The 22869-nt window shown below is 41.2% G+C and carries 21 protein-coding genes and 2 pseudogenes; 16 read left to right on the top strand and 7 right to left on the bottom strand.

The genetic code is table 11. The annotated features are described in order from the left end of the window. Positions 1-52: 52 nt before the first annotated feature. The 7 genes from KSMBR1_RS08555 (at position 53) to ahbC (ending at position 10513) form a co-directional block, all read left to right on the top strand. Positions 53-1240, top strand: a complete 1188-nt coding sequence (locus KSMBR1_RS08555; RefSeq protein WP_099324941.1) for a SpoIID/LytB domain-containing protein — start codon at positions 53-55, stop codon at positions 1238-1240. A 25-nt stretch (positions 1241-1265) separates the two neighbouring features. After that, the gene (tgt, locus tag KSMBR1_RS08550; RefSeq protein ID WP_099324940.1) at positions 1266-2372 is read left to right on the top strand and encodes a tRNA guanosine(34) transglycosylase Tgt; all 1107 of its coding nucleotides are present in this window, start codon (positions 1266-1268) and stop codon (positions 2370-2372) included. 101 nt (positions 2373-2473) lie between these two features. Beyond that, the gene (gene yajC, locus KSMBR1_RS08545; RefSeq protein WP_099324939.1) at positions 2474-2875 is read left to right on the top strand and encodes a preprotein translocase subunit YajC; all 402 of its coding nucleotides are present in this window, start codon (positions 2474-2476) and stop codon (positions 2873-2875) included. Between the two features lie 80 nt (positions 2876-2955). Continuing rightward, on the top strand, positions 2956-6432 hold the full coding sequence (gene secD / locus KSMBR1_RS08540) for a protein translocase subunit SecD (protein WP_099324938.1): 3477 nt from the start codon (positions 2956-2958) through the stop codon (positions 6430-6432). 486 nt (positions 6433-6918) lie between these two features. Next, the gene (locus KSMBR1_RS08535; RefSeq protein ID WP_099324937.1) at positions 6919-7758 is read left to right on the top strand and encodes a LysM peptidoglycan-binding domain-containing protein; all 840 of its coding nucleotides are present in this window, start codon (positions 6919-6921) and stop codon (positions 7756-7758) included. A gap of 218 nt (positions 7759-7976) precedes the next feature. Next, complete coding sequence (locus KSMBR1_RS08530) at positions 7977-9122, top strand: outer membrane protein assembly factor BamB (protein WP_099324936.1); 1146 nt, start codon at positions 7977-7979, stop codon at positions 9120-9122. Between the two features lie 164 nt (positions 9123-9286). Beyond that, a complete protein-coding gene (gene ahbC / locus KSMBR1_RS08525; RefSeq protein ID WP_099324935.1) occupies positions 9287-10513 on the top strand; it encodes a 12,18-didecarboxysiroheme deacetylase in 1227 nt (408 codons plus the stop codon). 117 nt (positions 10514-10630) lie between these two features. Here ahbC and KSMBR1_RS08520 read toward each other — a convergent pair whose 3' ends face one another. The 3 genes from KSMBR1_RS08520 to KSMBR1_RS08510 form a co-directional block, all read right to left on the bottom strand. Then, complete coding sequence (locus tag KSMBR1_RS08520) at positions 10631-11050, bottom strand: globin family protein (RefSeq protein ID WP_099324934.1); 420 nt, start codon at positions 11048-11050, stop codon at positions 10631-10633. Between the two features lie 62 nt (positions 11051-11112). After that, the gene (locus tag KSMBR1_RS08515; RefSeq protein ID WP_099324933.1) at positions 11113-11673 is read right to left on the bottom strand and encodes a cytochrome c; all 561 of its coding nucleotides are present in this window, start codon (positions 11671-11673) and stop codon (positions 11113-11115) included. Positions 11674-11837: 164 nt separating this feature from the next. Beyond that, entirely contained in the window at positions 11838-12371 is a 534-nt protein-coding gene (locus KSMBR1_RS08510) for a cytochrome c (protein ID WP_099324932.1), read from the bottom strand. A gap of 517 nt (positions 12372-12888) precedes the next feature. On the opposite strand from KSMBR1_RS08510, the pseudogene KSMBR1_RS08505 reads away from it, so the two are divergent. From KSMBR1_RS08505 to KSMBR1_RS08470, 9 genes and pseudogenes are all read left to right on the top strand, one after another. Then, positions 12889-13116, top strand: a pseudogene (locus KSMBR1_RS08505) (methyltransferase domain-containing protein); the annotation flags it as partial. 529 nt (positions 13117-13645) lie between these two features. After that, positions 13646-14185 carry a DUF2971 domain-containing protein gene (locus KSMBR1_RS08500; RefSeq protein ID WP_157820486.1) on the top strand — a complete coding sequence of 180 codons (540 nt, stop codon included), beginning with the start codon at positions 13646-13648 and terminating at the stop codon, positions 14183-14185. Between the two features lie 185 nt (positions 14186-14370). Beyond that, on the top strand, positions 14371-14538 hold the full coding sequence (locus KSMBR1_RS20940) for a hypothetical protein (RefSeq protein ID WP_157820485.1): 168 nt from the start codon (positions 14371-14373) through the stop codon (positions 14536-14538). A 133-nt stretch (positions 14539-14671) separates the two neighbouring features. Next, on the top strand, positions 14672-16228 hold the full coding sequence (locus KSMBR1_RS08495; protein WP_099323647.1) for a hypothetical protein: 1557 nt from the start codon (positions 14672-14674) through the stop codon (positions 16226-16228). Positions 16229-16423: 195 nt separating this feature from the next. After that, positions 16424-16561, top strand: a pseudogene (locus KSMBR1_RS23345) (type II toxin-antitoxin system HicB family antitoxin); the annotation flags it as partial. After that, positions 16558-16686: a type II toxin-antitoxin system HicA family toxin gene (locus tag KSMBR1_RS08485; RefSeq protein WP_099324929.1), complete on the top strand. Its 129-nt coding sequence runs from the start codon at positions 16558-16560 to the stop codon at positions 16684-16686. The pseudogene KSMBR1_RS23345 and the gene KSMBR1_RS08485, both read left to right, overlap by 4 nt. Further along, complete coding sequence (locus KSMBR1_RS08480) at positions 16670-16942, top strand: hypothetical protein (protein ID WP_099324928.1); 273 nt, start codon at positions 16670-16672, stop codon at positions 16940-16942. The genes KSMBR1_RS08485 and KSMBR1_RS08480 overlap by 17 nt, the downstream gene beginning before the upstream one ends. Positions 16943-16952: 10 nt before the next feature. Beyond that, complete coding sequence (locus KSMBR1_RS08475; RefSeq protein WP_099324927.1) at positions 16953-17147, top strand: hypothetical protein; 195 nt, start codon at positions 16953-16955, stop codon at positions 17145-17147. Between the two features lie 83 nt (positions 17148-17230). Beyond that, on the top strand, positions 17231-18976 hold the full coding sequence (locus tag KSMBR1_RS08470; protein ID WP_099324926.1) for a carbon starvation CstA family protein: 1746 nt from the start codon (positions 17231-17233) through the stop codon (positions 18974-18976). 91 nt (positions 18977-19067) lie between these two features. Here KSMBR1_RS08470 and KSMBR1_RS08465 read toward each other — a convergent pair whose 3' ends face one another. The 4 genes from KSMBR1_RS08465 to KSMBR1_RS08450 form a co-directional block, all read right to left on the bottom strand. Then, on the bottom strand, positions 19068-19379 hold the full coding sequence (locus tag KSMBR1_RS08465) for a hypothetical protein (protein ID WP_099324925.1): 312 nt from the start codon (positions 19377-19379) through the stop codon (positions 19068-19070). Next, a complete protein-coding gene (locus KSMBR1_RS08460; protein WP_099324924.1) occupies positions 19379-21139 on the bottom strand; it encodes an Hsp70 family protein in 1761 nt (586 codons plus the stop codon). The genes KSMBR1_RS08465 and KSMBR1_RS08460 overlap by 1 nt, the downstream gene beginning before the upstream one ends. A gap of 1 nt (position 21140) precedes the next feature. Further along, positions 21141-21968, bottom strand: a complete 828-nt coding sequence (locus KSMBR1_RS08455; RefSeq protein ID WP_157820484.1) for a nucleotide exchange factor GrpE — start codon at positions 21966-21968, stop codon at positions 21141-21143. A 166-nt stretch (positions 21969-22134) separates the two neighbouring features. Further along, on the bottom strand, positions 22135-22431 hold the full coding sequence (locus tag KSMBR1_RS08450) for a J domain-containing protein (protein WP_099324922.1): 297 nt from the start codon (positions 22429-22431) through the stop codon (positions 22135-22137). Between the last annotated feature and the right edge of the window lie 438 nt (positions 22432-22869).

Here is a 22869-nt window from a genome sequence, read left to right as displayed (position 1 = left end):
TTACCGTGGTTTTTCAAAAACTAAATTGTTGCCATTTTTTTGGTATAAAATCATGCACAAAACATTCTATATAGCAATAATGTTCATTGTGCCGTTTCTTGTTGCAGTCACTCATCTGTCATGCAAGAGGGATATTACAAAAATAGAAGAAGGGGGGCGGGACTATGCTTCCCGTGATGAAAGTGCTCTCAACGTCAGGATACTCCTTCTGGATAGGGTTAAAAAAGCTGAATTGTCGGTTGATGGGCGATATCAGATTTTGGGGGGTTTGTCCAATGTGGTAGATGAAGGTGTGAAGTTGGATAAAGCGAATGTTTTTATCGAAAATGGCTGGATTAACCTAGGCGGCAAGAGGCATTACAATAGCGAGTTACGGATCAAAGATTTAGGGGGTAGCGGTATTGTATTGGATTCAATCCCCTATCGCGGCGAAATACGGATATTACCGCAAACAGACAAAGAATTTTCGGTTATCGAAGAAATTAATATTGAGAATTTTGTGGTAGGCGTACTTGGGTGCGAAATGCCGAATTCATGGGAAGAAGACGCTTTACGTTCCCAGGCAGTCGCCATAAGAACTTATGTGGAAAACAGAAGGAAGGCCAAAAAAAACGAACCGTTCCACCTGGATAAGTCTGAGCTTGCATACAGGGGCATGCTTGGAGAAACTGCGAAAAGCGTAAAAATTGTACAGGATACGGCGGGCATTGTTATGGCATATCACGGAGAGATATTTTCTGCCTATTTTCACAGCACCTGCGGCGGACATACCGAGGACGTCAATTTGGTATTTGGCAAAGAAAAGCTTCCTCCGCTGTCTGGGGTAAAATGCGGGTACTGCGAAAATTCCAAATATTACACATGGAGCGTTAATATTGAGAAATCCTCAATACTACAGAAATTACAAAAAGCGAAGGTTAACGTTTCAAATATCGTTTCTGTTAAAACGGTAAATCATGGCCCTGGGGAGCATGGTTCTGAGGTTGAAATTATTGCTGCAAAAGGGAAGGAACTGATGAATGCAAACAGATTCAGGCTGCTGGTAGGGCCAAATAATTTATATAGCACCGCATTTACCGCCAGGAATAATGGCAAGAATATTACCTTTTCCGGCAAAGGCTGGGGGCATGGCGTCGGGCTTTGCCAGTATGGCGTACAGGGCATGGCGAAAAAAGGGTTTAACTGGAGAGAGATTTTGGGACATTATTATCCAAAAAGTGAGTTAAGGCGAATATATTAATCACCCATTCTTTTGGGGGAAATAATTGTTTTTCAAGGTTTTGGCAACAGATAAACAAACAAAAGCAAGGCGTGGCGAATTACATTTGGCCGGTCAGATTATCCCTACCCCGGTTTTTATGCCGGTTGGAACGCAAGGTACGGTTAAAACGCTAACCCCGCTGCAGATCAAAGAAACAGGAGCGGAAATAATTTTATGTAACGCGTATCATTTATGTCTGCGGCCAGGCGCTGAAATTATTAAACAACTTGGCGGACTTCACCGGTTTATGGGATGGAAGGGCGCTATTATAACGGATAGTGGGGGATTCCAGGTTTTTTCGTTAAGCAAATTGACAAAAATATCAAACAATGGTGTGGAATTTCAATCTCCTATTGATGGTTCAAAATTGTTACTTACCCCTGAGAAGGTGATAAAAATACAGAATGACATCGGGGCAAATATTATTATGGCATTTGATGAATGCGTTCCGTATCCCTGTGAAAAAGACATGGCAAGTGTTGCAGTTGAGAGAACGCTTAATTGGGCTGCGCGGTGTTTGGATTCCCATAATAATGAAGACCAGGCGCTTTTTGGCATAGTTCAGGGAAGCGTTTTCGAGGAACTTCGCATTGAATGCGCAAAACATCTTGAAAAAATGAATTTTCAGGGCTATGCCATAGGCGGATTAAGCGTTGGCGAGGGAAGCTTATTGATGAACGAGGTCATGGATTATACAGTTGAGTATTTGCCTCCGGGAAAGCCAAGATATTTAATGGGCGTTGGCTTCCCTGAAGATATTCTTCACGCGGTAGAACGGGGGGTTGATATGTTTGACTGCGTTATTCCGACTCGCAACGGTAGAAACGGCTGTGCTTTTACTCATTTGGGAAAGGTGAAAATACTCAATAGCCGATACAAAGAAGATACAGGGCCGTTGGATGAAATGTGTGATTGTTATACGTGTAAAAATTTTTCAAGGGCGTATTTGAGACACCTCTTTGTCGCAAAAGAAACATTGGGGCTAACGTTGCTCTCATTGCATAATATTTTTTATTTTCAACGGTTAATGCAACAGATAAGGGACTCTATTGAAAGGGGAGAGTTCCGAAGCTTTAAGGAACAGTTTTTTTCAGCGTACAAAAATAATTGAAAGATTTTTTTCAGCAATATTGTGTTGGCGGCATTGGTCGCATATGGTGAAGTTGACGGGGAAAGGTTCGTTTAATTTTTTTAGTAGTAAGGAGGAATATTATGCTTGTTCTATTACAAGCGGCTGGAAAAGGGCCCGGCGGGATGATGTCTTTATTGCTTCCATTTATACTTATGTTTGTGGTAATGTATTTTTTAATACTCCGGCCTCAAAAGAGAAAAGAAAAGGAGCGTAAAGCATTATTGTCCCGGATAAGAAAGAGTGACAGGGTCATTACCGCGGGAGGTATTCACGGGGTTGTTACCTCTGTGCGGGAAACTGAGGTGGTTATTCGCATAGATGAGTCAAAAGACGTTAAAGTTAAGGTGGACAGGAGTTCAATTGCCACGGTATTGGAAACCTCGCATGATAGTGATGTTGAAGAAGAAACAGAAGCGGAGGCGATGACGTCAGAAAGTAAGGAAAAAGAGAGCAAAGGAAAAGAGGGCAAGGAAAAGAAGTAGATACTTTGCTCTTTTGTGTTGATTTGACAAATTTTTCATGAATAACGGAAAGGGAGCCGTTTGAGGAGACGGAAACGGAAATGGGAAAAAACTTAAGGTGGAAGATACCTCTCATTGTGATAGTGATTGCTATTGGATTTATGATCTTGTACCCACCAGCGGAAAAGGTCTTAAAGAGAGAGATGGTAAAAGAAGCAGATGGCAAAGTCATTGAAAGCAAAATAGTTGAGAAAGCATGGACACATTTTTTGGTAACGAATCCTATTATCCGTGAAACGATCATCGGCGAGGAAATTGGTACAGATGGCAAAAAGATAACCACCAAAACCGTTGAATATTTTACAAAGGGAAAGATTAAACTTGGATTGGACCTTAAAGGCGGTTCGGAGTTGCTTTATACGGTCCGGGTAGATGAAAGAGAAGACCGCCCTGGCATTACAAAAGAAATTATTGAGGTATTAAAAAAGAGGATAGATCCGCAGGGTGTGATGGAATACAGGATACAGGAGCAGGGTCATAGGAGAATCCTTATTCAGGTACCGGGGGCAACAAGGAGTGAAACGGAAAGCCTGAAAAACCGCATAACCAAGCTGGGGAAACTGGAGTTCCGCCTGGCCGCAAGCACTGATAGCGTTGAATATAAAGACGCAATGGAAGGGAAAAGCGTTCCCGGATATTACAAACACTGGCTGCGGAAACGAAAAGGTGAAGAGGGAGAGGAAGGAAAGTGGTTCCTCGTGAGAAATACAACAGAAATCACCGGAGAACATTTATCCAGAATTTATGCGGATACAAAGGGGATAGAGCCTGTAGTCGGTTTTGAATTTGACGCTGCAGGAAAATCGAAATTCGGGCAAATTACGGAGAGAAACATCGGCAAGCCGCTGGCGATTATTTTGGATGGAATTTTATATTCCGCCCCAACAATACGTGACCGCATACCGGGAAAGGGCATTATTGAGGGGAGTTTTACACAGAACGAAGTCAATGAACTTATTGCGACAATGAGGGCGGGAAGTCTTCCGGCAGACCTGGAGCTGGAAATGGAGACCATGGTTGGCCCAAGTCTGGGAAGGGATTCTATCAATAAAGGCCTGACGGCTGGTATTATCGGGGGAATCTTTGTTGTCCTCTTTATAGGTATTTACTATCTGGGCATAGGTTGGGTTGCAAATTTTGCGAACGCATTGAATGTGTTTTTGATCATTGGGATAATGGCATTGCTGAACGCAACATTAACGCTTCCCGGAATAGCAGGGTTAGTGCTCATGATAGGTATGGGCGTAGATGCGAATGTGCTTATTTACGAAAGAATCCGAGAAGAAAGGGCAAAGGGAAAACCTATTCGCGCTGCGGTGAAAGCAGGATACCAAAAGGCGTTTTCCGCAATTTTCGATTCTAATATTACGACGTTAATTACCGGCGTAATACTTGCCTCAGTCGGCACAGGCCCGGTAAAAGGCTTTGCATGGATATTGATCATTGGTTTGATTATAAACTTGTTTACCGCAATATTTGTTACGAGAACAATATATGAATTGTTAATGGATTTAAAATGGGTAAAGAGTTTTTCGATGTTGAGGCTAATTGGTGTTCCAGACATCAGGTTCCTTAGCATACGGCATATTTTATTTATCGTTTCCGGGGTCTGTGTTCTTGGCGGCATGACCTTTTTTGTCATTCGCGGAGACAAAAAGTATGATATAGATTTTACCGGCGGAACGCTCGTGCATTTACACCTGAAAAACGAAACAACACCTGGTTTTATCAGAACATCATTAAAAGATGCAGGTTATGGGGAAGCAGAGGTGCAGAGCATATGGTCAGGCGAAAACCTGACTCAGTTTGTTTCAAAAGCAGATGAGTTTGGCATAAGAATTAAAGAGATAAACGAAGAAAAGGAAAAGCAAAAAATTGCTACGGATATAAGCAATGTATTTGGCCAGACGGAATTATTACAGGGTATCGATTTTATAAAGCCGACAATATTTAATTTAAAATTGCAAAGGCCAATAGATGAATTAGCAGTGCAAAAAAATCTGAAACAGGCTGGATATAGCGAGGAAGATGTGGCGTCCATAATGCCTGTTAACCTCCTTGCCAATAAATATTTATTAAATATTGCCGGAATTGATGAGGAGCCAGAGAGGTCACGCTTGATAGGTGCAATGGTAAATGGACTTAAAGACCATCTTGTATTCCAGGAGGCGAAGATAACTCTGGGTGAGGTGGTTGAAACATTGCAGGCACAAATGTCAGTACCTTTTATAGAGGTTGATTTAAACAGACGAATAGCCCCTGTATTGTTAGAAATTGAATTAAACAGGCAGGGTTTTAATAATGTCAAAGTGACCGAACAGCCCGGGAGTGAAAAAAAAGGTACTGTTAACAAGCTAAGAATTGAAGGATCAAGAACGGCTTTGCAAAATATAAAGCAATCCTTTAACGATAAAATTTCTTTGCCTGGGATTTATTTTGATGGGGATACATCTGCTGTAAAGGTGGAATTGAAAGACAAAATAAGCAAATCAGATTTTGTCAGCATGATAAGCAAAATCAGGGCGGTGAAAAACATGATTAAAAGTGTTTATACCCTGGACGCGCCAGCGCAAACATTTGCAATTCACCTGAATCCATTGAGCGCGGAAAAGATACAGGAAAAAATCAAAGAGGATATTATAAACAAATTCAAAGACAACCTGTACGAAGAAAAGATCGATGTGGCTTTTCAGGAAATTGGCGATTACCTCTTCAACATGACATTGTCGAAACCCCTTCGCAAGGAAACGATAGAAAAGACATTGGATTCTGCGGGTTATACAGGCTTATTGACTGAAAATCTGGCAATGGACAAGGAATATCAAACGGTTGCGTTATCCTTTAACGAACAACAAAATGTTGGAGCAGCAAAGGAAGCGATTCAAAAGGCGTTTATTGTTCCCAATCCACTAAAGAGAGTTGTAAGCATTGGCTCAACGGTGGCAGATGAGATGAAAAGCCGCGCTATATTAGGGGTCTTCTTTGCGTGCGCAGCGACTATATTTTACGTATGGTTTCGTTTTGGGGATTTCAGATTTGGTTCTGCAGCAATTATTGCGGTTATTCATGATATTCTTATAACGTTGGGAGTTGTGGCTGTAGCGGACTATTTATTCGGCAATATGAAATTCGACAGTTCAATGGTTGCGGCGTTTCTTGCTGTAGTGGGATATTCGCTGAATGATACGATAATTGTTTTTGACAGAATCAGAGAGAACATGGAGGGACGCGGCAAGATATTAAACGCACAACTCATCAATGAAAGTATTAGCCAGACGTTAAGCCGTACGATATTGACAAGCGCTACTACTATTGGTGTATTGTTCTCCTTGTTCTTCCTTGGCGGAGCGGAAATTCATGGATTTGCCTTTGTTATGTTAACGGGTATTATAGTGGGCACGTATTCTTCTATTTTTATAGCTTCTCCGTTGTTGCTTAGAGGGCAATCTGCGCCAAAAGTAAGACATACCTCACAAAAGCAAAAGGGAAAGGCGGTTGTATCGGCGAATAAGGCATAAAACAGACGGTAGGCCTTTAAAGGCTTTGTGTATCGGTAAATTTGAATAGTGCTAATGATTTATCCGGCAGGAGTCTTTTGTCTGGGTAATAGTTTAGCCCATTCCTCTAAACTATCCCAAGTTGGGAAAATATAAAAAGTCCCTGCTGAGAGGGTAAATTAAGGGTGGGTTGGCGCACGGACAAACAAGGTTGCCCGTGCGCCAACCCACCCTATAGATATTAAGAGATTATATTAAATTTTTCGAAAAATTTACACACTCCCCGGCTCCTCTTCTTAGAGGAGATTAAGGGGTATGTTTGATAGTATGCTTAGTCAGATAAATCTGTTTTTTAGAAAGCCATTTTATCGCAAAATTTCTAAAATCATATTTGTTTGGCTATAGTATTGGATGGACGAAATAACATTTTAACAAAAAGCAAGACATGGTTCTGCGTTGATTTTTAAGTATTCATTCCTATTGCGGCAAAAGAAAGGGACAAAAATTATGAAAAGAGATGTGCAGGTCGGCGTTATCTTGGGAGTGATTATTCTTGCAATTATCGGAGTTTTTCTTAGCACAAGAACCAATGTAAAAGAGCCTATTATCCCCATTCCGGAAATAGATGGTGATGTATCACGGGATTTATTAAGTCTGAATGAACTTCCTAAGCATCCGGAAGGCTTATCTCCACAAGGCGAAGACCTGGCAAAGAAGGAGGACGAAATCCGTGGAGGGGTAGAGCCAAAAAGAGAAAACATTGGACAGGAACCGGCAGTTGAAGAGCAAGACTATGTAATTGAGGGTGAATTGAGGAATGCAGGCAATGCCGAAAACAAAGTTGCGGCAGGCAGTCAAAAACAGGCTATCAAAAGCCGGGAACACGAGTATCAGGGAAAAAGCATTCTACCCGCAGAATCAGAATCGTCGCAAAACCCAAACGTCGTGATATATAAGGTGCAAGAGAGGGACACCCTGCATAAAATTGCCAGGAAATATTATGGCGATGATAATAAATGGCTGCTGATTTTTAATGCAAACCAGGATCGGATTTATGACCGCAACAATCTTCGCGTGGGTACGGAACTCATTATACCAAATAAAAATGAAATCCCTGCGCAGGTATCAGATGAAAGAAGTACGCGTTTGGTGGCGCATGAAGTAACTGAACAAACAACAGCCGCAAAGAAACACGTCGTGCAGGCGGGAGATTCATTGTATAAAATTGCTTTAAAGCATTATAAAGACGGATCAAAATGGAAAAAAATATTAGAGGCAAATAAACACAATATAAAAAATGCAAATGTATTAAAGGCCGGCCAGGAATTGATTATCCCTGACATTTAATAGCAGTGGATTTCCCCTTTTATTTATATCGGTATCCAGCATATTTTGCATATCTTATCCCTGCAGGTTCTACCTGCGTTCTCGGTAGGACAAAACAAGGTGTATAGCCAAGGTTTTCCTCCTGTCTGCAGCACTAAAAGCCGCTATTTTAGCCTCATTTGTTGTAAGGTTTTTAGTTTTTTAAAACCCAACCTAATTTAAATAAGGAAAAAAAATAAATGAAATTAGAAAATAATCCGGCAAAGGACTTGATACGCATATTTTGTTTTATTCTGTGCACTATTGTGATATGCGATTATGTCGATAGCGGGAATGTTTACGCAACAGATGCCAACAGTGCATTTCCCATGTTCAAATACAACAGAGAAAGGACTGGCAAAACGCCTTTCGATGGGCCTTTTAAAAACGAGATAAAGTGGTATGTTTCCAGCGCCGGTGAGATATGGTCTTCTCCGGTAATTTCTAAAGAAGGAAATATTTATATAACAAGCACGGATGGTAATTTGTTAGCAATAGCCCCTGAAGGGAATGTTTTGTGGGCATTTAAGTCGGAAGATGAGATTTTTGCAACGCCCGCGGTGGGGGAAAACGGAGACATCTATTTTGGAGCGGTTGATGGAAATCTTTATACAGTTGATGCTTACGGAAAAATGAAATGGAAATTCAACACAAATACGTCCATCCATTCCTCGCCGGTTATTGATGCAGAGGGCAATATTTATTTTGGCGCCTATGATGGCAATCTTTATGCGGTCGATGCTCAGGGAAAGCTTTTATGGAAATTTAAGACAGGATCTGCAATTATTGCATCTTCTCCTGCTATCGGGCAAAATAATACAATTTATGTCGGCTCGTGGGATAAACACCTGTATGCCATTAAAAGGGATGGTGGTTTGATGTGGAAATTCCGGACAGAAGGCAAAATAGACGCTTCTCCCGCAATTGGCAACAGTGTAATATATATTGCCGATGTAACTGGAAAATTATATGCAGTTAATCTGGACGGTACCCTGAAATGGGGATTTGATCTTGACTCCCGCACGCACTCTTCGCCGGTACTCTGCTCTGATGGAACAATTTGCATTGGCACACACGATGGCGGTGTATGTGCAGTGAAGAATGATGGAAGTTTAAAATGGAAGTTTAAAACAAATAAACCTGTCACCGCAACTCCAACGGTTGATGCAAAGGACATTATTTATGTCGGGTCATGGGATGGTAATTTATACGCTATAAATAAAGACGGCTCTCTTAAGTGGAAACTTGATTTTAAAAACTCATTGCTTTCTTCGCCGGCAATAGATTCCCGAAACAATATTTACATTGGCTGCGCCGACTGGCGCCTTTATGCAGTTGGGCAGTAGATTTTAGAATATATTTATGGACGTTATTTTGTTAGAATAAAAATTATTACATAAATGATAATTTATTCATCGTAGAGAGAAATATATACTGCGAAAATAATGCTATTTTAAAGTAGGTGTTGTTAGTCGTTGTTGTGTATGTTTCGTATTAACAGGAGAAAGATATGATTGGTATATCAAAATTATATTGTGGAACGGTTGAACCTTCTGATGCTTTAAGATATGGAAGAGAATCCAAAAAACTTCCGTCACATTTATTGCAATTTTCAAAAGATAAAAAACCCGTTGTTGTTTGGAATGTAGGCCAAAGATGTAATTTAAAATGCGTACATTGTTATTCTCAATCGAAAGATATCGAATATCCAAATGAATTATCAACAAAAGAGGCAAAGGCAATGTTGGATGACATAGCTGAGTACGGCGCCCCGGTGATTCTTTTTTCCGGTGGAGAGCCACTCATGCGCCCAGACCTTCTGGAATTGATAGAATATGCCAAAGCGCAAGGATTACGGGCGGTAATAAGTACTAACGGCACATTGATTACGAAAGAAAAGGCGGATGAACTGAAAAAATTCGGCCTTTCTTATGTTGGGATCAGTCTGGACGGACTTAGGGAAACAAATGATCGTTTTCGGGGCATTCCGGGAGCATTTGACCTGGCAATAGAAGGCATAAGAAATTGTATGGCAGCCGGCATAAAAGTTGGACTTCGTTTTACAATCAATAAGCGCAATGCGCATGATATCCCTGGGATATTCCACCTTATTGAAAAGGAAAATATACCACGGGTATGTTTTTATCATTTGGTATACTCGGGAAGAGGTTCCAATTTGATCGAAGAGGATCTTTCTCACGAAGAAACGCGGAAAGTCGTAGATTTAATAATAAATAAAACAAAAGAATCCCACGACAAAGGTAAGAAGATAGAAGTGCTTACGGTAGATAATCATGCGGATGGCCCGTATATTTACTTACGTCTGTTGAAAGAAGATGCGAAGAGGGCAAAGGATGTATTGGAACTTCTTCAGTGGAACGAGGGAAACAGCTCCGGCAAAGGGTTGGCCTGTATTAGTTGGGATGGCGAGGTTTACGCAGATCAATTCTGGAGGCAATATTCCTTTGGAAACGTGAGAAAGAGAAAGTTCAGCGAAATATGGGAAGATACATCAAATGAACTAATGGCAAAACTTAAAAATAAAAACCCCTATATAAAAGGGCGTTGCGCCTTGTGTAAATGGCTGAATATATGCGGAGGAAACTTTAGAGCAAGGGCAGAGGCATTCTACGGCGATATATGGGAGCATGACCCCGCATGCTACTTAACAGATGAAGAAATCGGCTGCGGGACGGTAATTGCAGTCGAAGAAAGTAAACAAAAAATTATGGTGTAAGGAAACCTTATTAATGAATTTTTAATATAGGGGCGAAGCATTTGCTATAAGATGTCATTAATACGCAAATACCCAAATTGGCAAATGCTTCGCCCATGTTTTTTCAAAGAACGAAAGTTAGGTGCATTTGCTGCCACTTGCAGCTTCGATCATTACACCTGCCAGTAATTTATACGCCTCACTCCATGCTTCTTTTACCTCCAAGGTAAAAGCATCTCCCAAACCCTGCTCTAAAGTCCAAAGCAAAGCATTGCCGACAGTTTCATAATGCTCTTCTTTTACTCCATATCCAACATGACGTTTTCCCAGCGCCTGAATTGCAGGCAGGATTATTTCCGGGTCGTCTAAACCTTTGACTGCAAAGTCAATCATTTGCATGAGCATACGCCCTTGTTTCTTTATGTCTCTTTTAAAAAGTTGTCTTAATGAAGGGTCTGTCTCAAACAAATGCCTGTAAAACATTTCCGCTGCTTTGTAGGAAACAGGTTGAATTTTTGCAAATGTCTTCCGAACCAGCTCTATTTGTTCGGGTCTCATTGCTCCTCCCTTCTATGTTCCAGCAGAACATAAAAAAGGTTTTTACGATTTCTTAAATTTTTTTATCCCCCGCCTATCTGCATCCATTCAGGCCATTCAGGCCACTTGGAACGATAGGTCTCATGACATTTAAAGCAAGCATCCCTTAGCATCAAATCAAAGCTATTATACGTCTCTGCAATATTTTGTTTTGTAGAAATTTCTGCTATTTTTTTTGCCGAGCTGGTGATCTTGAGTATGTATTTTTCAACATCCTCTTTCACCGCCTGTACCATCTTTGGATTGTTTTGATCTAAACCTGAAATACCAGAGCCTTCCATCCATTTACCAACAGGTTCCCCTTCCGGGAAAAAACTTCTCAACAAGCTCTCGCTTTTCTCAACGACGATGTCTGCTTCCTTTTTCACCGAATCATAATCACCCATCATGATAGCATCCAGAATATTTGATGTATGAGAACTTATTATAAACATCAACGACCTTATTGGTGCATATTCTGCCTTATGTTTTTTTTCAATATCTTTTCCCGAAACAATACCACCCATGAATACACCTAAAACACTTATTAAAGCTATAAAAGATACAATAACCATAATTGCTCGTTTTTTACCCTTTTTTCTCATATGCATTTTCTCCTTATGAAAATTTTATGTATGAAAAGAAGCAAAAGTGTTTAATGCTCGTGTCATTATTCAATAATTATTAAACTCTTGTAAACCTGAAAACAGCGTTTTTCCTGCATTTAGACAAATTTAATCATGAAGATATTTATTCATAGTCTTTCGTTTTACCTGCCAGGGCCGTGACTTCCTGGTTGGTCAAGCAGCCAGTCCCTATTTTTTCTGTGACAAGCAAAACAGGTTGTTTCAATCATATCCGTAAATGCCCTTAAGGTTTCTTCCTGATTCCCGGACATGGCCATTTTTCGAACGTTCAAGGCCTTATACACTATTCCACTCTGATATAATGTAAATTCTTCTTCTCGTTTTGCAATCTCCCCGGTATCAGCCGGATCGATGCCTGCACGTTTAAACCAGTCATTTCCCTTCCTGTTAAAATCAAAGAAAATCTGGTTTATTTTGTAGCTTTTATCAACAATCGCACCAGCTTCATTCGCAACATATTTCAAATTATTCTCCAGAATTCCCGACAACATATTATTTAACCGATTTTCTATTTCTTTCATTAATTCCTTTGTTGGCGCTATAACTTCTTCGTGCTCCATTGCTTTCCCTTGTGCCATAATCACTTTAGAGTTTACAGGAACATTTACAACAACGCCCACGGTTAATAGGCAAAAAAACAGTGCATGATACTTCATGATGCAACGCCTCCTTTCGTTTAAAACAGTAATGATGTAAATTTATTTAACAAAACAACAGTGGTGACTTTATGATTACAAAAAGCATATATACCGTAAGGGTTCACCAACAGTGATTTTTAACATATATTTAACCTTTGTTAATATAAATAGTTATAGCATTTCGCAAATCACATTTTAGGAGATCCCTGAGTATAAATATACTTTTAATAAAAAAAGGTATTAATAGTATTTTTAAACTAATTTCTTTTTTTTTCAATACCCTAAAATGGGTAGACCCGAAAGGGTGTATGCAGGGAGGGGTATACAACAAGTGGCTTAAAACAATTTAAAAACCTATAAATGTATATGTATAAATTATCATTTCTATAATTCTAAGACATTCAAGAAGATTAAACTATTTTTACCTATGACGTCCTATATTTCCAATAAGTTACGAAGAAAATACGCTATAATGGATGGCTAGAACAATAAGTGGTGCAATGAGATAGATATTAATTGACGCGGATAAACGAGGTTGATACTATGCCGTTGTTATTATAAGCAAAGGGTTTACAGTATGAGCTATTACCACCAACTGGAACATTGGGCTTCAGGATTCAAATCTAAACCTGCACAGGACAGTCATGTTGCTGTTATTCAAGCATCTGCAACTGCCCTGCCTTATAAAGATAATTTCTTTGATGCCGTTTTTACTGACCCACCCTATTACGACAACGTGCCTTATTCTTATCTTTCAGACTTCTGAGAGTAAGGAGAAGAAACTGTTGGATGGACTTCTTGCTGGTAAGGAAAGATTGAGGGATGAAATAACGAAATAATCGTCAACGCCAAAACAAAAGAAGTTGCTTTAATGAAAAAAAACACAACTCCCTATATCCCCCTTTGTTAAGGGGGATTTCAATTAAGTCCCTCTCAACAAAGGGGAAAATTTTAAGGTCCCCCTTAATAAAGGGGGAATCAGGGGATTGTTATCTCTCAGATGAAAAATCTTTCGGTTTTCAGCATAATCCTGCTGATTGTGATTGATATTTGCTATATCACAAAATAACATGTGGGGCAATTGTGGGATAAAGATAAATATTATGCAGCAATACTTGTACGAAGAGAGACCTTGAAATCAAATGCCGGAACCTACGATTAAGTGTTTAAACTGCCAAACTGAGTTTCAAAAGCGTCGTTTGCGTTGCACAAATTGCAATGAGATCGGCATCTATAAACTATACAAGTATGTAAGGTTCTACGATCGTTCACTCGACATATTGAAAAACAAAATGATTTGGTTTTCAACTGCAGAAAAATTAAACGATCCATTTGAGTTTAGTTTTCACCTTTCTGAAATGCATATAAATGGATTTCCGATAGATGAAGTATCGCTCGAAACAGCGATAAGAGCTATGAAACAAATGGGGGTGCTTCCGTTTAGCGAGATTAACGATAATATCTTGATGTGGTCGCACTATTCAGAGTCTCATACTGGTTTTTGTATCGAATTTGAGCGAACCGATTCTAACGAATTGGGGAATTGGGATTATTGTATGCCTGTCCTGTATGATGATAATCTTCCAACAATTAAACCCATCGAATTGGGAGATAAAAAGGTTGTCTCAAAGATATTGACTACAAAATCAAAGCTTTGGTCATATGAGAGAGAGTGGCGCATCCTAGTCAACAAAGGAAATCAAATACATGATTTACCAGGCAACATCACGGGAATAGTGTTCGGTTGCAGGATGCTCTTTGCTAAACGTCGAGAAATCGCAAGAATTCTCGGCGGCGCTGTCACGTACATGCACGCCGTTAAGGCGCTGTAAATAAATTAACGTCTCACTTTGAAGCCTTGATTGCATGTTTCCAGAGCATGAAATTGATCTACTTGATACCTTTATTTATTTACAGTGCCTAAGAGTGCAACCAAGTTTGCTTTTGATATAAAGCCAGTTTCGTTATCTGATCTAACAAGTTGATGTAAGGTGGGTAATAAAAAGATGGTAACGGCATGAAAAACAAGGAAGAATTTAAAGAGTTATACGGATGGGATGATGGGAATATATATTTCATGAATGAAGAGCGCAAAAAGGAATGGTGTGTAAGTGACAATGAAGAATTGTATAATCAATTAATAGAAATTTGTAGAAAATATTTTAAAGTGAATGATGTCGTATAGCAGGATAAACTACAGAGGACACGAAGAACCTAGCGCGGCCTTTGGCCGCAACCAAAAAGGTGATTTTTAGTTTATTATAAAGTATAGTAGTATCCTCGTAAATAGTAATCAGACAATTTGGAGGACACTACTTATGAATAAGTTGATGGAATTATATCGAGACAGGATCGTGGGTGCAATAAGCGGTCTGGACAGGATTCGTTTTCGCGGGACATTGCGGTGGTTGGCCAGTGAGCGTGGGATGGGAACATTCATGAACCAAGCGAGAATTCTGCTTAAGGATTTTTCCGGTTGGGTCAATGGGCTTACGGCACAGGTGCGAGACAGTTGTGAATCGCGGGCGAAAGATTTGGGTATCGAGGTGCGGTATTTGATGAGCAGCGGTGTTGATAAGGAGAAGTTGGCTCGCCAGATCGCGGCGGATAAGAGGATTACGGAAGGTTCCATCTGCCTGTTGAGTGTGGTAGAGCCTTGTATTGCGCCGATGGTCAAGGGCAACAAGGCCAGCAAGAAGCTCGAGTTGGTAATGGCGCCCCGCAAGTGTGTCTTTGTGTATCATTATTTTAACGATCCAGTGTTTGGTTTTGGTCATGTTCGTATCCAGAGTTGGGCGCCGTTTAATATTTTCATTTGTCTCAATGGTCGTCATTGGCTGGAGCGGCAACTTCAGAAGCAAGGTATTGATTATGTTAAGGACGGCAACTGTTTTGTGCGTATAGAGGATATTGCGGCTGCGCAGGTTCTGCTCCATGAGCAGCTTAAGACTGACTGGGCGAAGCTGCTGAACGGGCTTGCGTTGGGCAGTTGCCCGGCATTGTCGCAGATTCTTCGTCCGTTGGAACCGGAGTATTACTGGTCTGCGGATGAGACGGAGTGGGCGACGGACATCATGTTTAAATCGGTTGAGGCATTGGAGGAGTTGTTTCCATCGTTTGTTCATCATGCGATGCGGGTTTGCGACAGTTCTTCGGTGATGAAGTATTTGGGTAGGCGTAACCTTGCAGGCGCTGCCCCTGATGAGGTTATCAGCGACTATCGAAGACGCTATGAAGGTATACGGGTCAAGCACAGTGTGAATTATAATTCAGTGAAGATGTATAACAAGAGCGGTAGTCTCTTGCGTATTGAGACAACGATCAATAATACGCGGGACTTTAAGGTCTTTCGGAGTCCCAATGATGATGAAGGCAAACCGGCGTCATGGCAGAAGATGCGTAAGGGCGTAAGCGATCTTCATCGACGGTGTGAGGTGAGCCAACAATGCAATGATCGTTATGGGGATGCTTTGGCGGCGGCTCAGGTAGAGGAGAAACTGAAAGAAGTGGTGAGCAGCGCTTGTAACAAGGTTGTCAAAGAGGGCAAGAGGTATCGAGGTTTGAATCCCTGGCAGCAGGATGATTACCAGATGCTGATGTTCCTGTCCAAAGGCGAAAACGCGATAAATGGATTCCGCAACCATGATTTGCGTAAGTGGCTTTACCGGGAATCCGAACAATCCGGCAAGGATCAGCAAAAGAAATATTCCGGACGAACGACCCGACGGATAAAGATGCTGCGGGCACACGGTCTAATCCGCAAAGTTCCGAGGGCCAACCGCTATGTTTTGACGGAGAAAGGCCAGAAGTTCTCTTGTTCACTGATGACCGCTTCAGCCCTTGATATTAAAGCACTTACGGAAATGGCGGCATGAAAAACACGCATAAAAAACAAGAAATTGATGGATAGTAGTACGAAGGTATTAATTCATGGCAATAATTTGGGTTTTTGAAAAATTCCGGTAATGTAGGGGGTCGAACATATGGTCACATATAAATTTTCAGTAATAATCGAAAAAGACAGTGACGGTTATTTTGCCTTTTGTCCTGAATCCTAGGGTTGCTATGCACAGGGAAATACTTATAATGAGGCATTGGAAAATATCAAAGACGCTATAAGGCTTCATATAGAAGATAGAATCGCAAGCGGTGAAGATATTCAACAATCTGACTCTGTGAGTTTGACCCTCATGGAAGTATCAGTATGACAGAGAAGTTGCCAAAAGTCACCGCAGGAGACACAATCAAGGCATTAGAAAGAGCCGGATTTTACTTTTCCCGACAGAGCGGAAGTCATAAGATATACGAGGATAAAGATGGACAACGAATATAAAGAAACATACGCAAAGCTATACAAAATTTACAAAAAATATCAGAAGAAGTATAAGCATAACCCGGACTCACACCAAATGTGTTGTATGTGGTCAACGGTTAATCCCCCAGATACAATCGAAGATACTAAGCCAATGTATGAAATAGAGAAAACTTTTGAGATAAATTTTGACGAAGACGAGGCGCTTGTGCTTTATGATATGGATTTAGATGAAGCAGCTCAAAGGATTATTGAGATAAAGAGGGGAAAATGCTAACAAGGCCTTTATGCAGGAACTTGCCGAGGCGGTAAGCGCATTAGAAAAGATTTGTCTTGTAGTAACCTTGCCGTCGAGTGTTATTGAGCATTATGATGAGGGTATAGAGAAGCTCTATCAGCAATTACAAAAGGTGGCAGGACGCGTTGAGAAGATTTACACCCCGTACAAGGTTTGGGAACGAGCCGTGTATCGTTTACGCTGAATAGTTACGGAAAAGATGCTATTATCAAAACCTGAATAGTAGTTCTCATATTTTTTTAACTTATATTACGAAAAAACATACCAATGAATCCCATTTTTATTCTGTGCATTTCCGTTGTCTGCTTTTTGCTGGCGGGTAGATTTTACTCCAGATTCGTATCAAATACCTTGGGAGTCGATTCCGGAAGAAAAACCCCTGCGGTAGAAATAAATGATGGACGCGATTACGTGCCCACTGCAACCCCTATCGTTTTTGCGCATCATTTCGCGGCAATTGCCGGAGCAGGGCCAATAATAGGCCCTGTTATGGCACTAATCTACGGATGGGGTCCCGCATGGTTATGGATATTACTAGGCGGGATATTCTTCGGCGCCGTCCATGATTTTTCCGCTCTCTTTATAAGTGTGCGGGAAGGGGGGAAATCTATTGGCGAAATCGCCAGAAAGTCATTTGGCCCGGCCGCGTTTGTTATGATCATTTCCTTCGCCATCGTCATGCTGGTTCTGGTTAATGCAACATTTCTCAACGCATCCGCAACCGCCCTGACTTCAATCATTGATAGTACACATATCGGTCTCAGCAAAGACCAGAAATTCTTTCGGTGGGCAGATGAAGCAGGGGGCAAGGTGCTTATCGGCGGAATAGCATCGATGTCGGTTATTATTGTCACCGTTTTTGCGCCGCTGATGGGCTATCTTTACATTAAACGCAACGTTTCTGTCATAAAATGCGCTCTTTTCGCTATTTTTATTTGTATTGTTTCGGTTGCCGCCGGAATCTATATGCCGATAACCATGGAACCAAAACACTGGATGTTCCTCATTTCCCTGTACACCATCGTTGCGGCCGGTGTACCCGTCTGGTTATTTTTGCAGTCGAGGGATTTTATTAATGTGCACCTTCTCTATATCGGTCTGATATTGCTTTTTCTGGGAATTATTGCATCCGGGATACGGGGTGTTGAAGTAAATTTCCCGGCAAATAATATGAAAGAAGGTGCATTGTATCTCGGTTTCCTGTGGCCCGGACTTTTTATCACTATTGCGTGCGGGGCTATTTCCGGATTCCACGCACTTTGCGCCGGCGGCACCACCGCAAAACAAATCAAATCCGAAGGCGCTGCGCATACGGTGGGCTATTATGGGATGCTTCTGGAATCGTTTCTTGCCCTTTGTGTTATCATTACCGTTATTATGGGACTCGATATGGTCCAGTATAAACAGCTTGTATTTCCCTCTGAAGAATCAGGATTTAAATGTAATCCGATATTAACCTTTGCCCTTGCGCTCGGACGCTCTCTTCACATCGGGCTAGGATTGCCGTTGCCTTTAGGGATCCTCTTCGGAATGCTTCTTTTAGAGGGATTTGTCATTACAACTCTTGATACCTCCGTAAGATTAAACCGCTATCTTTTTGAAGAACTATGGAGAACGGTTTTTCAACGCACACCGAAGATGCTTGGATATTATTGGGTAAATTCGGGGATGGCGGTTGGTTTAATGATCGGGCTTGCATACAAAAATACGGTAAGCAATATATGGTTAATTTTCGGGACGAGCAACCAGCTTCTTGCGGCATTTACCTTAATAATAATTTCATTCTGGCTGCTGTCAAAAAGAAGGAATCTATGGCTCACGGCAATACCCGCGGTATTTATGATCATCACTACGCTGACAATGCTCGTTGGAATGCTTGTTCACCAGTTTATACCAAAGGGCAATGTGCCGCTTATTATTGCAGATGTTGTACTTCTCGGCCTTTCTTTCGGCATTATTTGGGTTGCGGTAAAAACACTACTGAACTACAGGAAAACTATCGTAACAATTTAGTAGGGGCGAAGCATTTGCCCGTTTGGGTATGAACGCATTTATGACAATTTATAGTAAATGCTTCGCCCCTACGCTATTCGCAATCAGTGAATTAGTCTTCTTCACTATGGCAGTGATTTTTGGTCCGGCAATGCCATTGCATGGCGTCCTCATATCTTTTTTCTGCAACATTTGCCAGAAATGCCAGCCTTGCGGCATTGGTTGATTTTTTTAAACGCCATGACCGTGTAGCATGGTCTAGCGCCTTTCCTGCATTCCCCGTTTCCAGCTTTTCCCTGCCCAGTGAAACTTCCTTTTCTGCAGCCTGCCGGATTGTTTTTAATAATTCCAGTTCACAGCCGCACCTTACACATTCCGGTGAGTCCGGATTTATCTTTTTGCAGGAAGGACATTGAATCTCCATCACTCCTCCAAATAAAATATAATGTCTTCAAGGGATTCATTTATCTCCGACAACTCCACGAGATCATGTTCGTTTACAGCCTTTTCACTCTTTTCCAGTAAATTGCGAATATCATTTTCGTCCTCCAGGGATATTGAGTCCATAAGTTTCTCGGCGCGCCTTCTCAAGTCTTTAGTCCTGGCAATGGCATCACTTTCTTCTGCAGGAGCTTCATGGCCTCCATCCTCTTTCGTTATAAGCTTAAACTCTTCGCTGTCAAATTCTTCCTCTGAAAACAGCGAAGCAACATTCTTTTGCGACTCAATGATGTTGAAGTTTGATTCAACGTCTTTGGTATCCATTGTGACTTCCTTTGAGAGTCCCGTATTTTTTTCAACCGCAGTAACCTTCAGAATCCCGTTAATATCCAGTTCAAGGTTTAAAATGATTTTATTCCCGGCGGGTGCCTCGCTCAGCCCCTGAACCATGAAATTGCCGATAAAAATGTTGTCCTCTGCAAGCGGTTCTTCTCCCTGATAAATATTGACCTCTACCGCCTCCTGATTATCAACCATAGTGCCAAATACTTCGCCTTTGCTCACGGGAAGGGGTGTGTTGCGTTTGATAATAGGAACAAACACATTGTGATGAATTGCCCCGTCATAGTCTCCGACAGCGCTGGTGCCAAAGGTGTAAGGAGTGATATCCACAAGGATGGATTGCGTTTTGTGTCCGGCAATAATACCCCCCTGTATTGCCGCCCCCATAGATACTATCAGGTCGGGGTTGATTTCATAATGCGGTTCTATTCCAATCTCCTTTGTAATGATTTCGTGGACTAAAGGAGTCCGTGTTGAACCGCCGACTAATATTACCTTATCGATATCGCCCGGGATGAATGATGCATCCTTGAGGCACATATGGATACAGTCCAATGTTTTTTGCAACAACGGACGTATCATGGACTCGTAATCATTCCTGGATATCTCCATTTCAAGGTGCAGTTCCTTACTAATAAATTCTTCTCTAATCTTCGCAAAAGGGTGGTCAGAAAGCTCACGTTTTGCCTTTTCCAGGGTATTAAGAAGCCTTCTTCTTGCCCTTATATCTTCATTTAAATCGACGCCATGTTCTTTTTTAAACACCTGCAATACATGATTGAACAACAATTGATCAAAATCATCTCCGCCTAATTTGGTATCGCCGTGACTTGCCAGCACCTCTACTACCCCATTTTCAACAACGACAAGAGACACATCAAACGTGCCGCCTCCCAGATCATAAACAAGAAGCTTGTGATTTTCAGGGTGACCGGCATCGTATGCAATAGCCGCAGATGTAGGTTCATTGATAATCCTTACCACATCCAGGCCGGCTAACAGTCCGGCGTCCCTGGTTGCATTCCTTTGGCGGTCGTCAAAATATGCAGGAACGGTAATAACCGCTTTTTTAATCTCACTGCCAAGATATTTTTCGGCGTGTTTTTTAAGCGTAAGCAGGATGAAAGAAGATATCTCTTCGGGACGGAACTCCTTTTCCCCCAAACGTACCTTGACATCCTCGCCCATTTTTCTTTTTATGGAGAAGATTGTAGATTCGGGACTCGAAACTGCCTGGTTTTTCGCCGTTTTCCCTACAATAAGCTTGCCTGTAATATCAATGCCGACACATGACGGCATAATCAGATCATCGTCCACCGGAATAACCTTTGGTTTTCCATTCTCCAAAATGGATATCTCTGAATTCGTGGTGCCAAGATCTATCCCAACTATTGTTTCCATGCTATACCCTCCCCTGCGTTTTTGATATCTTTACCTCTGCCAGTTTAATAACTCGTTCTCCCTGTAAGAAACCAGGCGATATTTCTTCTATCACCATATGAGGCAAATGTTTGTCCGTATACTCAACGGCAACTGCATTCATTTGGCCTGGATCAAATAATCTGCCGAGCGTTTCCATTTTTGTAATACCTTCATTTTTCAATAAATTTTCTAAATAACTATACGTAATCTCAAAACCTTCCCGGAACCGATTCCAAACGTTTTCCCAATTACCGTAATTTTTAAAAAGTTTTTTTTTCGGCGGGGTATATAATCTTTCTTTTAATCTTCCCATCCGTTCAAAGACATCAATCACTGCCAGAAAACGGCGCTTGTTTGCAAGCAGTTCTTCTTCCTTTTTTCTCGCATCTGCCTGACCCAGCCGGTTTTGTATATCAACAAGGACATTTTGAAAACCCGCCAGACTTTCTCCAAACCGTGTTAAAACGTCATGATTTCTCCGCCCGCCTTTTCTCACCTCATTTCTGAGAACACAAAGCTCCTCATAGAAAGAATAGATATCCGGTTCATCATCCGTAAATTCTACGCGGGGGATTTCAGATAATTCATTTAACCATTGCCTGAAATCACGTTCCATTTCCGTCTTCCGGAGTTCTAAACAAATGTCTGTATTTACCGGTTCATTTTTACCGGCGAGATCTTCGACATTCAGGATTTCGGGGTTTTGGATTTCGATTAGAGATTCCTCTTCGGAAACCGGAATCCGGGAATTCGGGATTTGGGATTCATCTTTCATCGGAATCGAGGTTTCGGGTTTCGTGATGCGCATATTATCATTTTTTTGTAACCTACCTGAGAAAAAAACTTTTGCCAGAAAATTAACCAATCTTCTTCGAAAATCTGAGTAGAAAGTGGGGATCTTATTAGTGTTCGCCATTAAAATTGCTCTAAATTATTATTTATAAAAAACCTGAAATGCACACATTCGGGATTCATCAAACATCACTAAGCAGCTCCTTCAATCTTTCAAAACTTGGGGGTTTTCGCTTATTCGTTACTCCCGCATGCAGCAATAATGCCTCAAATGGACGATTAATTGGCATATCTCTGTTAAATACATAATAGTGCAACCGTTTTCTCTCATCCCGTATCAGATCATATGCATTGGCAATTTTTTTGAACATTTCCGGCGCCCTGTCTGGCGGATGTTTTTTTACCAACTCCAGATAAGCATTACGGATCGTCGCATCGTCTGCTGAGAGGCCAATACCTAAAATTTCATACGGAGTCATTTTTCATCACCTTTTGCTTTCCATAATCTGAAATCTGATAATTACCTAAGCTGGCATAGCAAGAAATAAAAAATACGAAATACGAAACAAATTCCAAAATCCACCCCCTTACTCCCGCCGACGGGGAACATTCTCCCACTTTGGAGGAGGTAAGGGGGTGGATTCGTATTTAGCATTTCGTGTTTCACTATTAAATATTTTGCCAAAAAACGCAAAGAAATTACTGATAAAGTGTAACTATTCAGCGTAATTTATTAAACCACCGGAGATCAGAACGTAACGCGTTTCCAAACCTTGTACTGAACATAGTGAAGTATCTGTTTGGAAACGAGCCGTGTATCGTTTGCGCTGAATAGTATAACGTTTCATTAAAATATCTACATTGATACCGTCATTGCGAGCGACAGCGAAGCAATCTTAAGTCTTTTGGGAACAAGA

Origin of the sequence: Candidatus Kuenenia stuttgartiensis, from assembly GCF_900232105.1 — a bacterium.
Taxonomy (GTDB): Bacteria; Planctomycetota; Brocadiia; order Brocadiales; family Brocadiaceae; genus Kuenenia; species Kuenenia stuttgartiensis_A.
Note: the sequence above shows the minus strand (reverse complement) of the source record. Positions and strands in the feature narration are given on the sequence as shown.